Here is a 14,116-nt window from a genome sequence, read left to right on the forward strand (position 1 = left end):
CCCGAGGAGAAGGTACAGCCGACGACGGAGGAGGAGCTGCGCGAACGCAGGGTACAGCGATTGCGCAAGCAGGCCGAGTTCCGCACCCACCTGGTCGTCTTCCTGGCCACGAACGCGCTGCTGGTGGACGATGGGGGCGGCGTTCTTCTGGCCGGTATTCCCCATCTTCGGATGGGGCATCGGCCTGGTCGCCCACGGCTGGGAGGTGTTCGGTCGCGACCGCCTGACCGAGGAGCGCATCCGGGCGGAGATGGACCGGCTGCGCTAGGCCCGGACCGCGGCAAACGGCCGCCCGACCGATCCGCGGTCGGACGGCCGCTGGTCGCGTGGACCGCGACGCGCTGCCGTGCCGCGCTGCCGTCCGGAGTCACCCTTCCGACTGCTGCCACAGTGATCGGAGGAGGTCGCGTTGTCCAGCTCTGACGTGCAACTGCCGCCGAGGGCGGCCGGATCCGGCCGGGGCGGCGGGCTGCTCGCCTACCTCGTGCTCGCCTACGGCCTGACGTGGGCCTGGCTCGCCCCGGTGTGGATCTCCGGTGGCGTGGTCTCGCCCGGTGACGGGTGGCCGACGCACTTCCCCGCGCTCCTCGGTCCGATGGTCGCGGCACTGCTCGTGGCGGCCCGCGCGGGCGAGCTGCGCGGGCTGGTGGCGCGGATGGTGCGCGTTCGCGTGCCCGCCCGGTGGTGGTTGGTCGCGGTGAGCCCGCTGGGCATGCTGCTGGTCGGCCTGCTCGTGGCCTCTGTGACCGGGGCCCCGCTGCCCGCGGTGGCGGACTTCGGGGTGATGTCCGGGCTGCCGGCGGCGTGGGGACCGCTGCTCGTCGGCCTGGTCGTCGTGGTGGTCAACGGAGTCGGCGAGGAGACCGGCTGGCGCGGGTTCGCGTTGCCGGCGCTGCAGCGCCGCCTCGCCCCGCTGGCCGCCATGCTGGTGCTCGCGGTCCTGTGGGCGGGGTGGCACGTCCCGATGTTCGGGCTCCTCACCTCCTTCCGGGAGTTCGACGCCGCGACGGTCGTGGGCTGGCTGCTCGGGCTGACCGCCGGCTCGATCGTGCTGGGCTGGTTGGTCAACCGCAGCGGGAGCGTGGCGCTCGTCGCCCTGTGGCACGGCCTGTTCACCATCGCCAGCGGCACGGCGGCGGGCACCGGGACGGTGGCTGCGGTGGTCAGCGCGCTGGTGATGCTGTGGGCGGCGGTGCTGGTGCTGCTGGAGCTGCGCGCCCACCGCCACGGTACGGCGAGCGTGCTCGGGCCACCGCCGCGCTGAGCGCGGTCAGCGCGCCCCGTCCAGCTCCGCCTGCAGCGCGTGCGCGATGCCGTCGGTGTCCGGGACGTGGCGGGGGTCGGCGACGACGGTCACGACCAGCCCGCCGGCGTAGGAGAGAGCGACGAACTGCACGGTCATGTTGCCGGCTTCGCCGACCGACACCGGGATCATCTCGCGGATGGTCGCCCCGCCGAGCCGCAGCGCCTGTTCGGGGCCGCGCACGTTGCTGAGCAGCGTGTGCATGCGGTGCTGGTGGCTGAGGTAGGCGCGGTAGAGCCCGGTGCGCGCCACCAATCGGAACAGCGGCTGCAGCGCCCCGACGCCCGGGCTCCCGGCGGCTCCCGCGTCCGCGGCGGCGCGCACCGCGGGCACGGCACCGGCGATCCGCTCGACGCGGTCGCCGAGCGGGCCCCCGGCCGGCACCGCGACCACCAGCGGACCGGTCGCGTTCCCGGGTTCCTCCGGTGACGCCGTCCGCCGGCCAGCCGCCACGACCGCGATCCGCAGGCTCTCGACCGCTCGCTCCCCGCGGGTGACCAGCGCCCGCCGCAGCGCACCCGCGACAGCCGCGAGCAGCACGTCGTTCACGGTGCCGCCGTGGCGGTGCGCCGTGCGCCGCACGGCGGCCAGGTCGACGCGCGCCACCGCCAGGCGCCGGTGCCGACCGGTGGGGTGCAGCAGGGACGTGGGGGTGAGCGTGCCCGGTACCCCACCGGCGGCTCGGACCCGGTGCAGCTCGCCGAAGACCGCGGGCAGCCCGATGGCGGCGCGGACGGCGTCGTGGGCGGCGTCGGCCGCGAGCACCCACCACCCCGGGACCGGCCGCGGGAAGTCCGCGCGGGGCCTTGCGCGCGCGGGGTCGAGGAGCCGCCCGAGCACGGCCAGCCCGCCGATGCCGTCGGCGACGCCGTGGTGCAGCACCAGCACGACACCCACCCGGCCGCCCGTCACCGGCACGACCACGGCCCGCCACAGCGGCTGCGATCGGGGCAGGGGGCGGGTCGTGGCCCGCGCGGCGACGTCGAGCAGCGCCGGCTCGTCGAGCGGCTCCGCGCACTCCGGCGACCGGATGTGGCTCTCGGCGGCGAACGCAGCGTCGTCGACCCAGAGCGGCCGGCCCAGCCCCGGCGGGAGCACCCGCAGCCGCTGGCGCAACCGGGGGACGGCGGGCGCCCGGGCCGCGAGCGCCGCGCGGGCTGCGCGCACGTCCACGCCGGGGCCCGCGTCGAGCACCAGGACCACGCCGATCTGCCCGGGAGCGCCGCGGCGGCGATCCGCGGCCAGCACGGTCAGGTCGGCAGGGCTTGCCCGGTCCAGCGCGGGCAGCGCCGTGCCGCTCACCGGCGGCGGGCCAGCCCGCGGTCGTCGACGCGGAAGCCCAGGTTCGCGACGACGTCGACGACGCCGTCGAGCCGGCGCACCAGGCGCTCCGCGGCCTCAGCGGTGCTGCGCCGGTCGACGGTGCCGACCATCTCGACCACGCCGTCGCGCACCTGCACGTCCACCTCTGTTGGGTCGTCCCACAGCAGGTGCACGAACACCTCGCCGAGCACGTCGGCGCGGATGTCGTCGTCGCTCCGTACGAACGCCTTGAGCAGGTCGTGCCGGCTCACCACGCCGACCACCCGGTCCTGGGCGTCGACGACCGGCAGGCGCTTCACCCCGTGGTCGGCCATCAGCCGGGCGGCCTGCGGGATGCTGCTGCCGGTGGCGATGGACACCGGCGCGGTGGACATCAGCCGGCCCGCGGTGTCGCCGGCAGCGCGGCGCACGGCGTCGCGCTGCTCCATCGGCTCCCACCAGTGCGGGCGCCGCGGGATCTGGTGGCCCTGCTTGAGGATCACGTCGGCCTCGGACACGACGCCGATCAGGCGGTCGTCGTCGTCCAGCACGGGCAGCGCGCTGACGCGGTGCTCGACCATGATCCGCGCGAGCTCCTTGACGGGCGTTCCGGCCCGGGCGGTGAGCACGCCCCGGGTCATGACGTCGGAAACGGTCAGGTTCTTCACGGTGCCATCGTCGACCGGCGGCGGCGGGGCGGGCAGGGGCTTCGGTCCGGATCCGACCGGGACCACGGCCCCGTGCCGTCCGGGCCCGCGCACCCCCGCCATCAGCCCAGGCGGCGCCCGGTCAACCGCTGCAGCGGGATGCTGATGACGTGCCCGGTGCGGCCGGTGGCCCACGGCGCCGGGATGCGCCCGGCGAGCTCGGCGAGCCGCTGCGGGTCGACGACCTCGTAGGCCTCGCCCACGCCGACCACGCTCCACCCCGTGCGGGTCACCGGGTCGAGGTCGTCGACCTCGAACGCGACGACGTGATGGCGCCCGGCCACCGCGAGCTTGCTGCCGCCGGAGGTCTGGAAAACGACCTCCTCGTCGTCGAGCAGGAAGCTGACCGGCTGGGCGGTGGGCAGCGCGGCCTCGGTGAAGATCACCCGTCCGACGGCGGCCGTGCCCAGCAGGCGCAGGCACGCGGCGCGGTCGAGCTCGACGAGCTCGCGGGGTTCGTCGCGGGGTCGGGCGGATCGCTGCACCACCGAATACTGCGGCACGGCGGCCCTGTCCGCTGGGGTCGAAGGTCCCGTTCGGATCATCCGAAGACCAGCCAGGGCTGGCGGCCCATCTCGGTGAAGATCCAGCCGACGCTGTTGGCCGCGAACGGGGTGATCAGCGCGGCCAGCACGGCGACGTAGAACCAGCGGGGGACCGAGCGGGTCGCGCGGCGCCGGGTGAACCACAGCCCGAGCACCGACACCAGCCCGGCCAGCGCCCCGAACCCGATCATCAACCGGAACGTCCAGTAGGTCGTCGGGATGTTCGGAGTGTAGTCGCCGGGCCCGTGCTGCTGCTCGGCCGGCGCCTGCAGGTCGTTGATGCCCTCGACCTCGCCGTCGAAGGAGCCGGCCATGAACGACAGCACCCGGGGGCACCCGGATGCTCCAGACCTCTTGCGACCCCGTCCGGGGTGCCGATGCTGAACAGCGAGAACGACGCCGGGGCGACGGTGTCGTAGAGCGCCTCGGCCGCGGCCATCTTCATCGGCTGCTGCTCGGTCATCAGCCGGGCCTGCAGGTCGCCGGTGACGACCACGCCGACGCTCGCGATCAGCACCGTGCCCAGGCCGAGCCGCATGGATGGCCGGAACACGTCGATGTCGCGGTCGCGGGCCAGGTGGTAGGGCTGATGGCCAGCACGAACACCCCGCCGGTGACGAAGCAGGTCGTGATGGTGTGCAGGAACGCCCCGACCGCGGTGGAGTTGGTCAGCACCGCGCCGATGTCGGTCAGCTCGGCCCGGCCGGTGGCGTCGTTGACGACCGAGCCGACAGGGTGCTGCATCCAGGAGTTGGCAGCCAGGATGAAGTAGGCCGACAGCACGGTGCCGATGGAGGCCAGCCAGATTCAGGCCAGGTGCACCGGCCTGGGCAGCCGGTCCCAACCGAAGATCCACAGTCCGAGGAAGGTGGACTCCAGGAAGAACGCCGGCAGGCCCTCGATGGCCAGCGGGGCGCCGAAGATGTCGCCGACAAGGCGGCTGTCTGCATGCCGGCGACCAGCAGCGACAGCCCGATCGTCAGCGGGACGAACAGGAAGTGGTACACGGTGGTGATCGCGAACTGCCACCGTGCGAGATCGAGGTTCATCGCTCCTCGGCAGGACCCGGCCGGCGCCCCGGCGCTCGTCGAAGAGCGTCGATCAGCACCCGGCGCGCAGGCAGGGGGCGACCGGGCCCGCCCGGCCGGACCAGCGGCCCGAACCCGACGGGCCGAACGGCCCTCAGTCGGCTTGCGGGCGGGTCAGCGCGCCCGGACGAGGTGGGCGTCGGGGCCGGGGAAGTACAGCGACTCGTGCCCGTCCTCCCAACGCACCCGGTAGTGCTCCCGCTCCCCGGTTCCGATGACCTCCACGATCCGGCCGCGCCGGCGCGGGACGTCCAGGGTCGTCGTGCCGATGACGATCTCGTCGCCCACGGTGGCGTTGAGCATCGCGTCCTCCTCGGTTCGGTCCACCGCGAGCAGGGTCCGCGGCCGGCCCCGCACGCGGCAGGGCCGCAGGGGTGCGCGGGGCGGGACCTTCGGCCTGCGGCGGGTCGTGCCCCGGTCGGGTGGCGGGTGCTCGGGACGAGGTGCCCCTGCCGAGGGGCCGATCGCCTCCTGCCCGCGCGGTCGCCCGACGGCCATCGTCGACCTCGAGACCGGCGACGGGAGGCCGAGATGAGCAAGCAGCAGAAGATCGTGGTGGGCGTGGACGGCTCGGACCATTCGCGGGCCGCCGTGCGCCACGCCCTCGCCGAGGCGGCGCGCCGCGGGGCGCGGGTGGTCGCCGTGCGGGCCTTCCAGATGCCCGAGACCTGGTACGAGGGCTACGAGGTCGTGGTCGCCCCCAGCCCGAGCGAGGTCACCGCGAATGTGGAGTCGCGCACCCGCGGGATGCTCCGTGCCGTCGCCGAGGAGCTCGGCGGCACGGCCCTCGCGGTTCCGATCGAGGCCGTGGGTCTGCTCGGGTCGCCGGCGAAGGCACTGGTGGAGCAGTCCCACGACGCGGACCTGCTGGTCGTCGGGCACCGCGGGCGCGGTGGCCTGGCCAGCCGGGTACTGGGTTCGGTGGGGCTGCACGTCCTGCTGCACGCGGCCTGCACGGTCACCGTCGTCCCGACGACGGCGGTCGAGGAGGCCGTGACCGAGCCGGCCGCCGACGCAGCGACCGCCCCGGCGTGACGGGCGCGGGGCGCACGGACGCGGACGGGGCGGCGCGACCGGGGGAGCAGCGGTGAGGACGCTCTCGGCGCCGATAGGCCGGCTGCCGCCGGAGGCCGCGCGCGTCGGCGTCCGCGCCGCCGCGGCCGGCGCCGCACGCCCGACCGTGCGTAGGCTCGACGACCTGAGCGAGGCAGATGCCGCCGACGTCGGTGCGGCAGCCGTGGAACTCGCCCGGCTGGAGCGCGCCGGCCTGCCGGTGCACACCGGCTTCGCGGTGACCCGTGCCCCGAGCCGTGGCGGCAGATCGCTCAGCGGGCGAACGCGACGCGCACGACGGAGGCCGCCATCACGCTGCCGTCCATTGCGCTGTCGGAGGTGAGGACGACGGCGCCGCGCTCGGCGCGTGGCCGGCCGATCGCGACTGCGCCCTCGAAGGGGCGCAGCTCGTCCCCGCCCCCGGTCACCCAGCCCGTGCCCAGCGGCTCGGCGGAGGCGTCGTCGACGACGCTCACCGCGACGGTGCCCTCGAAGGCGAGCGCGCGGCCGGTGAGCGCGACCGACGGCGGCGCGAGCACGTCGCCGGCCCTCGGGGTGTCGAGCTGGATGTCGGCGGAGGCCGCGCCGAGCACCCACCACCGGTCGTCGCTCATCCGGCGGACGAGGACGGTGGTGACCGGTCCGCGCCGGGTGGGGCGCACGTCGACCTCGCCTGAGCGGCTGTCGCCCGCTCGGTATGGGCCGACGACGGGGTCGGCGAAGCCGACGAACCGGGTCGCGAAGCCGCGGGCCGCGGCCAGCGGGTCGTCGTAGCGCGTCGCCACCGCGGCTGTCGGCCACACCGCGGTGCTCGCGTCGGGCGGCACGACCGGCGGTGCGGTGGTGGGTGCCGCGGTGGGCGGTGTGGTTGCCGGTGGGGCGGTGGTCGGCACGACCGTGACGGACGGGGCCGGCGCGGTGGTCGGGGCCGGTGCGGTCGCCGTGGGCGTCGGCGCTGGGGCCGCCGTCGTGGTCGGGACCGGGACCGGCGGCGGATCGGGCTCCGGCGCATCGCCCGCCAGCACGATCGCGAGGACCACGACCGAGACGGCCACCGCGATCGTGGCGAGGACCGCGGCGGCGGTGGCCCAGCGGCGCCGGGCCGGCGAGGGCGGCGGGGGTGGTTGGGGCGAGGGCTGCTGGTCCTGGTCGGGGGGCAGGATGACCGTCATGGCGGACCTCCTCGGGTGGGGCGGGGGCGGCTGGACCCCGGTCAGCCGGTGAGCAGGACCGGGCACGGCGCGTAGTGCAGGACCGCGTGGCTGACCGAGCCCAGCGGCACGCCGCGAAGGTGCGCCCGCCCGCGCCGGCCGACCACGAGCAGCCCGGCGCCGCGGGCGCGCTCGAGCAGCACGGCCGCGGGTCGGTCGACCGCGACGACGGTGCGCACCGGCACGTCCGGGTACTCGCGGCGGGCGTCGGCGAGCTCCCCGTCCAGCAGTGCCGCGGCCTTCGCCCGGACCAGACGCAGGTCGAGCCCGGGGAGCGCGCCGAGGGCGTCGACCGGCAGGTCCAGCCAGGCGTGCACGGCCTCCAGCGGGCGACCGTCGCGGGCCGCCGCGGCGAACGCGGCGTGCACCGCGGCGGCGGAGCAGGGGGAACCGTCCACGCCGACGACGACCGGAGCGCCCGAGGGCGGGCCGGGGGGAACCCGGCGGACCACCGCCAGCGGGGTGACCACGCGGCGGCTCAGCTCGGCGGCGGTGGATCCGAGCAGCACGTCGGGGTGGGCGGTCTGACCGCAGGAGCCGACCACGAGCAGCGCGGCCTCGCCGGCCAGCTTCGCCAGCAGCTCGACCGGGTCGCCGACCAGTTCCTCGGCGTGCACGTCGAGGTCGGGGGCGGTGTCGCGGCAGGCGAGGACCGCGGCGTCGAGGGCCCCGCTCGCGGCGCGCTCGGCGTCGAGCACGTCCGGCGGCAGGTCCAGCCCGCTCAGCTCGGGGACCGGCCAGCGGCGGACGGTGGCGACGCGCAGCGGGCGGCCGGTCCCGGCCGCCGCCGCGGCCGCCCAGCGCGCCGCCACGTGGGCGGCGGCCGAACCGTCGTGGGCGAGCAGGACCGGGCGGTGGTCGACGGGATGCGCGGTGGTCGGGTGGTCGTGCGGGTGGGTGCTCGGGTCAGGGCGCATACCACCACGGTCGACCCGTGGTCGCCGTTCGTCCCGGGCCGCTGGGCCCGGTGCGGCGCGCCGCAGGTCCCGCGTCGCGCGCGCGTCGGGATAGTCGGTGCCGGAGCCGACGGCGGATGGTCGGCAGCACCCACGGCTCGGTGGTGCGTATCTGCGAGTGGATCCGCGACCTGCGGGCGCGGGCGTCCGCGGCGGAGTGCCGCGTGGTCGACCTGGACCCGGACCTGACCGGCGTCGAATGGTGCGTCGAGCTGGACACGCCGTAGGAACGCATCGCGCCGGACCGAGCAGGTCGGTCGTGCCCGGAAGGCCCGCTGCCGGAGGCGATCGACCCGGAGCCGCACCCGTCGCGCTGCTGTCGGTCGATCCGCGTTCCGGAACCGGCGCGGGTCGAATGACCCTCAGACCGCGGCTCTCCAGCCCTGCGCGCGGCGCCGGGCCCTGGATAGCGTCGGACCGCGAGCAGGAAGTTCCGACTCGAGATCGGGGTGTCCCATGGGAACGATGGAGCAGGGCGGCCCGGCGTCCGCCGTCGCGCCCGACGGCTGGTACGCGCGGCTGATGCGGCGGATGTACCGCGGCGGGCGGCCCGGCCGGGCCGCGCGGCTGATGAACCGGCCCTCGGAGCTGATCGGGCGCTGGGGTCTGCTGCCCTCGCGGCTGGTGTCGCTGGAGGTGGTCGGGCGTCGGTCGGGGCGAGTGGTGTCGCTGCCGCTGGTGCCGGTCCGCCTCGACGGCGAGGTGTACCTCGTGAGCATGCTCGGCGAGGCGAACTGGGTGCGCAACGTGCGGGCGGCCGGCGGCGAGGCCGTGCTGGAGCACGGCCGCCGCGACGCCGTGCGGCTGCTGGAGCTGCCGGTCGAGCAGCGTGCCCCGATCATCGCCCGGTACCTGGAGCTCGCCCCGGGCGGGCGCCCGCACCTGCCGGTGCGCCGCGGTGCCCCGCTGGCCGAGATCGCCGCGGTCGCCGACGCGATCCCGGTCTTCCGGGTCGTCCGGCGCTGACCGCGCACCGCTCCGGCGCCGCCCGCCGGATCGGCCTCAGGTCGGCTCCGGCAGGCCCCGGGCGGCGCGGTACGCCGCGACGGCGGTCGGCAGGGTCGGGAAGACGAGGTCCTCGCCGATCCGCCGGGCCAGCCCGCTGCTGCGCAGGTCGACCAGCAGGTCCTGCTTGGTCCGCGCCAGCGCGAGGGTGACCCCGCGCTGCTCGACGTCGTCGGCCAGCCGAGCGAGGGCGTCGACGGCGGTGATGTCGATGTCGGTAACGGCCTCGGTGTTGAGCAGCAGCCAGCGCGGGTCGGGATCGGAGTCCAGCGCGGCGAGCGCGCGCCGGCGGAAGTCCTCGGCGTTGGCGAAGCACAGCGGCGCGTCGTAGCGGTACACGACCAGGCCGGGCACCGTGCTGGCGAGCGGGTAGTCGTCGACGTCGTGCATGCCGGCGATGCCCGGGACGTAGCCGAGGATGCCGTCGTGCGGGCGGGAGACCCGGCGCAGCAGGTCGAGGATCGACAGCCCGATCGCGACCAGCACGCCGTAGAGCACGCCGAGGGCGAGCACCGCGACCGTGGTGAGCAGCGCGATGGCCAGCTCGGACCGGCGGAACCGGGCGAAGCGGCGCAGCTCACCGGCGTCGATCAGGCGCAGGGCGGCGTGCACGACCAGCGCGCCGAGCGCCGCAGCCGGGAACGCCGACAGCAGCGGCCCGGCGGCGACCAGCACGGCGAGCACGGTCACCGCGCTGACCAAGGACGTCAGTTGGGAGCGCCCCCCTGACGCCTGCCCGATCGCGGTGCGGCTGCCGCTGCTGCTGGCTGGGAAGCCCTGGAAGAGGCCGGCGGCGACGTTGGCCGCACCCAGGGCCAGCAGCTCGCGGTCGGCGTCGATGTCCTCGCCGTCGCGCCTGCCGAACGCACGAGCGGTGAGCACGTCGTCGGAGTAGGCCACGACCGCCACGCCGATCGCCGGCAGCACGAGCGCGGCCACGTCGGACGCGCCGACCGCGGGCAGCGCGGGAACGGGCAGCCCGCCCGGGACGGTCCCGATGGTGCGCACGCCCAGCGCGTCGAGCGAGGCCACCGTGGTCACGGCGGCGGCCAGCACGACCGCGATGAGGGGTCCGGGCAGCCGCGGCAGCGCGGAACCGAGGAGCACGAGCAGCGCGAAGACGCCGGTCGCCACGGCCAGGGTGGGCGGGTGCGCGGTGCTCAGCCCGGTGGCGAACGAGGCCACCTCGGCCAGGATCGTCCCGCCCTCGACGTGCACCCCGGTGACGTTGCCGAGCTGTCCGACGATCATCACCAGGGCGATCCCGGCGAGGTATCCGACCAGCACCGGGCGCGACAGCAGATCGGCGAGGAAACCGAGCCGGACCACCCGGGCGAGCAGGCACACGCCGCCGACCAGCAGGGTGAGCACCGCGGCGAGGGCCGCGTAGCGCGTGGCGTCCCCGCCGGCCAGCGGGGCCACCGCGATCGCGGTCATCAGCGCGGTGGTGGACTCCGGCCCGGCCGACAGCCGCCGCGACGAGCCGAGCACGGCGTAGGCGACCAGGGCCACGACGGTGGCCCACAGCCCGGTCACCGGGGGCACCCCGGCCACGCCGGCGTAGGCGAGCACCTGCGGGACGAGGTACGCGGCCACTGTCACGCCGGCGACCACGTCGCCGCGCAGCGCGGGCGCGTCGCGCCGCCGCAGGGCCGTCAGGCCCGGCCGCAGCCCGGGACCGATCACCGTCGTCCGCATCCTGCGAGGATCGAGGTCGGCGCGGCGGGCCGACCAGCGGCCGCTCGTCCCGCGGCGCCAGGGGCGAAGGTCACGCGACCCGAGGGAGCACGCAGCAAGTCGGTGGCCTCGCGCGGCGTCGTGCGTTCGGCGCTGACGTGCACGGTCCGCGGGGCTTCACGGGCGCGGCACGACGAGCAGCGCGCACGGGGCGTACCGCGCGGCGCTGCGGGTCACCGGACCGAGCCGCTGCGGGTCGTCCGCCGGCGGACCGCCGATGACCAGCAGGTCGGCCTCCACCGGCGCGCCGACGAGCTCGTGCGGGCGGACCCGGACGAGCAGCGCCTCCTTCGGCGCCACCCCGGCCGCTGCCGCGCTCGCCGCCGCGGCGGCGAGCATGCGCTCGCCCCGGCGCACCGCCTCCTCCAACCCGACGCTGCGCTCGGCGAAGGACAGCGGCACCGCGTGGACCAGCACGAGCTCGCCGCCCATCCGCCGCGCGGCGGCCACGGCCTCGGCGAGGACCGGGCCGTCCCCGGGCAGCTCGTGCAGCGCGGCGACGACGCGCGGTGGTTCGTGCCGGCGGGGTCCGCCGATGCGCACGGTGTCGTCGGGGCCCAGCAGGGTGACGGTGCCGCGTCGGTAGGTCATCTCGGTCCTCCGCTCGGCAGGTGCCCCAAGGGGGTGGGCAGGCAGTCGGGACGCCAGGGTCGCCCCGTCGCACCCCCGCGGGTAGGGGCGGAGCGCGGGCGGCCCGCCGGCCGGGGGACCCGGTCGGGGCAGGACGAACGACCCACCGATTCCCGGCCGGCCGCCACTGACCGGAGCACCGCACCGCGGCCCAGCATGGTCGTGAGCACATCGAGAGGAGACGGCGATGACCGCGCAGGTCGCCACCGGTCGCCGACCCGTCGTGGTCGGCGCGGACGGTTCGGACAGCGCCTTGGAGGCGGTCCGGTGGGCCGCCGTCGAGGCCCGGCGCCGGGAGACCGGTTTGCGGGTGGTCACGGCCTTCGGCTGGGCACCCGACCACCACCACAGCGGCCGGACCGAGCGCTACCGGCATGAGCTGCTGGAGCGCACCCGCCGCCACGTGCTGGCCGGCGCGACCAGGGTGGCCGAGCGGACGGTCGACGGCGTGCCGATCTCCGCGGAGCTGGTGATCGGGTTCCCCGTCCGGGCGCTGCACGAGCGGTCGCGCGACGCACAGCTGCTCGTGCTGGGCAGCCGCGGGCTCGGCGGCCTGAGCGGACTGCTGGTCGGCTCCGTCGCGGTCGCCATGGTGGCGGGCGCCGACTGCCCCGTCGTCGTCGTGCGCGGGGAGGACCGCGACGCCTCATCACCGGAACCGGTCGTCGTGGGCGTCGACGGCACACCGATGAGCGAGGCCGCGCTCGGCTTCGCCTTCGCCGCTGCCGCGGCCCGCCGCGTTCCGCTCGTGGCCGTGCACACCTTCGGTGATCTGGTCCTCGACCCGCAGGTCGCCGCCCTGATCGACTGGGAGGCGCTGGCCGAGGACGCGCGCGCCGTGCTGGCCGACAGGCTGCGCCCCTGGACCGAGAAGTTCGCCGACGTCGAGGTCCGCCGGGTCGTCGTGCGGGGTCCCGCCGGCCGGGTGCTGGTGCAGGAGTCGGCGAAGGCCCAGCTGGTCGTCGTGGGCTCGCGCGGGCGCGGCAACCTCGCCGGCCTCGTGCTGGGCTCGGTCAGCCACGCCGTGCTGCACCGCAGCCACTGCCCCGTCGCCGTCGTCCGCCCGGACGCCGTTCCCGAGTCCTGACCACGCGAGGAGAGAACGATCATGTCCGCTCGGTTCGCGCCCGCCACGGGCCCCGTCGTCGTCGGTGTGGACGGCTCCGACAACGCCCTCACCGCCGTGCGCTGGGCCGCGGGCGAGGCGCGCCGCCGCCGCGCGGCGGTGCGCCTCGTCACCGCCTACGACGACGGGCCGGAGCACGTCGTGGGCATCCCGGCCCTGGGCGAGCAGCTCCGCCACGAGCAGCGCGCCGCCGCGCGGCGCGGCCTGGCCGCGGCCGTCGCCGCGGCCCGCGCCGCCGAACCCGATCTGGTCGTCGAGGACGAGCTGCGCGTCGGCTTCCCCGTCGGCCTACTGGCCGAGGAGGCCCGCCGGGCGCAGCTGCTGGTCGTGGGCAGCCGCGGGCTCGGGGGGCTGGCCGGGCTGTTGGTCGGCTCGGTCGCCGTCGGCCTCGCCGGACGCGCGCCCTGCCCGGTCGTGGTCGTGCGGGGCGAGCACCGGGAGACCGGAGCGGATCGGCCGGTCGTCGTCGGCGTCGACGGCACGCCCACCAGCGAGGCCGCCATCGCATTCGCCTACGAGGCCGCGGCCGTGCGCGGGGCTCCCCTGGTGGCCCTGCACACCTGGGCGGCCACCGAGTACGCGCCCGGCCTGGCGCCGCTCGTGGAGTGGGACCCGATCGCCGCCGAGGAGGAGGAGATCCTCGCCGAGCGGCTCGCCGGTTGGGGCGAGAAGTACCCCGACGTGCGGGTGCGCCGGCTCGTCGGGCGCGACGGCGCCGCCCGTGCGCTGGTCGACCTCTCGGCCGACGCTCAGCTCGTCGTCGTGGGGTCGCGGGGTCGCGGCGCCCTGCTCGGGATGCTGCTGGGCTCGGTCAGCCACGCCGTGCTGCACCGCAGCCACTGCCCGGTCGCGGTCGTGTCGCCGGAGACCCCCGGGGCCACTCCCGCGCGGGCCGGCTGATGCCGGCGCACGACGGCGGCCGGATCGTCGAGCCTGTCGCCCCCGCCGAGCGCCGTGCTCAGCTGCGGCGCCCCGGCGGAGGTGTCCACCGATCGGAAGGAGAAGGCCGATGCTGGCCCGAGACGTGATGAGCAGCCCCGTGATCACGCTGCGGCCGGACGTGCCGGTGCACGCGGCGGCCGCACTGCTGGTCTCGCACGGCTTCACCGGCGCCCCGGTGGTCGACCGGGCGGAGCGCGTGATCGGGATCGTCACCGAGGCCGACCTGGTCCGCGGGCGGATCGTGCCCGACGGCTGGGCCGTCCCCGAGCAGCCCGAACCCACCGTCGCCGACGTCATGACACCGGCCCCGATCTCGATGCAACCCGACGCCGACCTGGCCGACGTCGTCGCCCTGATGCTCGACGAGGGCATCCGCTCGGTCCCCATCGTCTCCGATGGCCGGCTGGTCGGCGTGGTCAGCCGGCGCGACGCGCTGCGCGTCGTGGCCAACCGCGAGCTGACCTCCGACGAGGTGCGGCGCCGCCGCGGCATCCCGGCCGCGGGCCGGTAA

Annotated in this window: 17 protein-coding genes and 1 pseudogene; 8 read left to right on the forward strand and 10 right to left on the reverse strand. The window is 76.3% G+C overall.

The features are described 5' to 3' along the window. Positions 1 to 130 precede the first annotated feature (130 nt). Positions 131 to 268, forward strand: a complete 138-nt coding sequence (locus KIK08_RS03040) for a 2TM domain-containing protein (protein WP_214401415.1) — start codon at positions 131 to 133, stop codon at positions 266 to 268. A gap of 141 nt (positions 269 to 409) precedes the next feature. Next, positions 410 to 1,264 (forward strand): CPBP family intramembrane glutamic endopeptidase, encoded by an 855-nt coding sequence (locus KIK08_RS03045; protein WP_214401416.1) that lies wholly within the window; start codon positions 410 to 412, stop codon positions 1,262 to 1,264. A gap of 6 nt (positions 1,265 to 1,270) precedes the next feature. Here KIK08_RS03045 and KIK08_RS03050 read toward each other — a convergent pair whose 3' ends face one another. The 6 genes and pseudogenes from KIK08_RS03050 to KIK08_RS03070 form a co-directional block, all read right to left on the reverse strand. Beyond that, positions 1,271 to 2,605: a wax ester/triacylglycerol synthase domain-containing protein gene (locus tag KIK08_RS03050; RefSeq protein ID WP_214401417.1), complete on the reverse strand. Its 1,335-nt coding sequence runs from the start codon at positions 2,603 to 2,605 to the stop codon at positions 1,271 to 1,273. Next, on the reverse strand, positions 2,602 to 3,273 hold the full coding sequence (locus KIK08_RS03055) for a CBS domain-containing protein (RefSeq protein WP_214401418.1): 672 nt from the start codon (positions 3,271 to 3,273) through the stop codon (positions 2,602 to 2,604). Before KIK08_RS03055 ends, KIK08_RS03050 begins: the two co-directional genes overlap by 4 nt. Positions 3,274 to 3,374: 101 nt before the next feature. After that, positions 3,375 to 3,797: a pyridoxamine 5'-phosphate oxidase family protein gene (locus KIK08_RS03060; RefSeq protein WP_214401419.1), complete on the reverse strand. Its 423-nt coding sequence runs from the start codon at positions 3,795 to 3,797 to the stop codon at positions 3,375 to 3,377. Between the two features lie 56 nt (positions 3,798 to 3,853). Next, a complete protein-coding gene (locus KIK08_RS39490; protein ID WP_408004625.1) occupies positions 3,854 to 4,183 on the reverse strand; it encodes a cytochrome ubiquinol oxidase subunit I in 330 nt (109 codons plus the stop codon). 101 nt (positions 4,184 to 4,284) lie between these two features. Further along, positions 4,285 to 4,906, reverse strand: a pseudogene (locus KIK08_RS39500) (cytochrome ubiquinol oxidase subunit I); the annotation flags it as partial. A 153-nt stretch (positions 4,907 to 5,059) separates the two neighbouring features. Further along, entirely contained in the window at positions 5,060 to 5,272 is a 213-nt protein-coding gene (locus KIK08_RS03070) for a DUF1918 domain-containing protein (RefSeq protein WP_308257353.1), read from the reverse strand. 204 nt (positions 5,273 to 5,476) lie between these two features. On the opposite strand from KIK08_RS03070, the gene KIK08_RS03075 reads away from it, so the two are divergent. Beyond that, a complete protein-coding gene (locus KIK08_RS03075) occupies positions 5,477 to 5,980 on the forward strand; it encodes a universal stress protein (RefSeq protein ID WP_214401420.1) in 504 nt (167 codons plus the stop codon). Positions 5,981 to 6,270: 290 nt separating this feature from the next. Here the strand turns inward: KIK08_RS03075 and KIK08_RS03080 are convergent, their stop codons facing one another. Together KIK08_RS03080 and KIK08_RS03085 are read right to left on the reverse strand one after the other, a co-directional pair. Beyond that, positions 6,271 to 7,170 carry a Gmad2 immunoglobulin-like domain-containing protein gene (locus KIK08_RS03080; RefSeq protein ID WP_214401421.1) on the reverse strand — a complete coding sequence of 300 codons (900 nt, stop codon included), beginning with the start codon at positions 7,168 to 7,170 and terminating at the stop codon, positions 6,271 to 6,273. A gap of 41 nt (positions 7,171 to 7,211) precedes the next feature. After that, positions 7,212 to 8,126 (reverse strand): universal stress protein, encoded by a 915-nt coding sequence (locus KIK08_RS03085; protein ID WP_214401422.1) that lies wholly within the window; start codon positions 8,124 to 8,126, stop codon positions 7,212 to 7,214. A gap of 116 nt (positions 8,127 to 8,242) precedes the next feature. Between KIK08_RS03085 and KIK08_RS03090 the strand changes: the two genes are divergently transcribed. Both KIK08_RS03090 and KIK08_RS03095 read left to right on the forward strand, forming a co-directional pair. Then, positions 8,243 to 8,392, forward strand: coding sequence for a hypothetical protein (locus tag KIK08_RS03090; protein WP_214401423.1), 150 nt, complete (start codon positions 8,243 to 8,245; stop codon positions 8,390 to 8,392). Positions 8,393 to 8,621: 229 nt separating this feature from the next. After that, on the forward strand, positions 8,622 to 9,131 hold the full coding sequence (locus KIK08_RS03095) for a nitroreductase/quinone reductase family protein (RefSeq protein ID WP_250556195.1): 510 nt from the start codon (positions 8,622 to 8,624) through the stop codon (positions 9,129 to 9,131). Positions 9,132 to 9,167: 36 nt separating this feature from the next. On the opposite strand, the gene KIK08_RS03100 is transcribed toward KIK08_RS03095, so the two are convergent. Together KIK08_RS03100 and KIK08_RS03105 are read right to left on the reverse strand one after the other, a co-directional pair. Continuing rightward, a complete protein-coding gene (locus KIK08_RS03100) occupies positions 9,168 to 10,868 on the reverse strand; it encodes a SulP family inorganic anion transporter (protein WP_214401424.1) in 1,701 nt (566 codons plus the stop codon). Between the two features lie 156 nt (positions 10,869 to 11,024). Then, the gene (locus KIK08_RS03105; RefSeq protein ID WP_214401425.1) at positions 11,025 to 11,498 is read right to left on the reverse strand and encodes a universal stress protein; all 474 of its coding nucleotides are present in this window, start codon (positions 11,496 to 11,498) and stop codon (positions 11,025 to 11,027) included. 226 nt (positions 11,499 to 11,724) lie between these two features. Here KIK08_RS03105 and KIK08_RS03110 point away from each other — a divergent pair, with 226 nt between their 5' ends. The 3 genes from KIK08_RS03110 (at position 11,725) to KIK08_RS03120 (ending at position 14,116) form a co-directional block, all read left to right on the forward strand. Beyond that, positions 11,725 to 12,624, forward strand: coding sequence for a universal stress protein (locus KIK08_RS03110; protein WP_214401426.1), 900 nt, complete (start codon positions 11,725 to 11,727; stop codon positions 12,622 to 12,624). A gap of 21 nt (positions 12,625 to 12,645) precedes the next feature. Continuing rightward, complete coding sequence (locus KIK08_RS03115; RefSeq protein WP_214401427.1) at positions 12,646 to 13,563, forward strand: universal stress protein; 918 nt, start codon at positions 12,646 to 12,648, stop codon at positions 13,561 to 13,563. Positions 13,564 to 13,672: 109 nt separating this feature from the next. Next, positions 13,673 to 14,116, forward strand: a complete 444-nt coding sequence (locus KIK08_RS03120) for a CBS domain-containing protein (RefSeq protein WP_214401428.1) — start codon at positions 13,673 to 13,675, stop codon at positions 14,114 to 14,116.

The organism is Pseudonocardia lacus, assembly GCF_018531445.1.
In the GTDB taxonomy this organism is placed as follows: domain Bacteria; phylum Actinomycetota; class Actinomycetes; order Mycobacteriales; family Pseudonocardiaceae; genus Pseudonocardia; species Pseudonocardia lacus.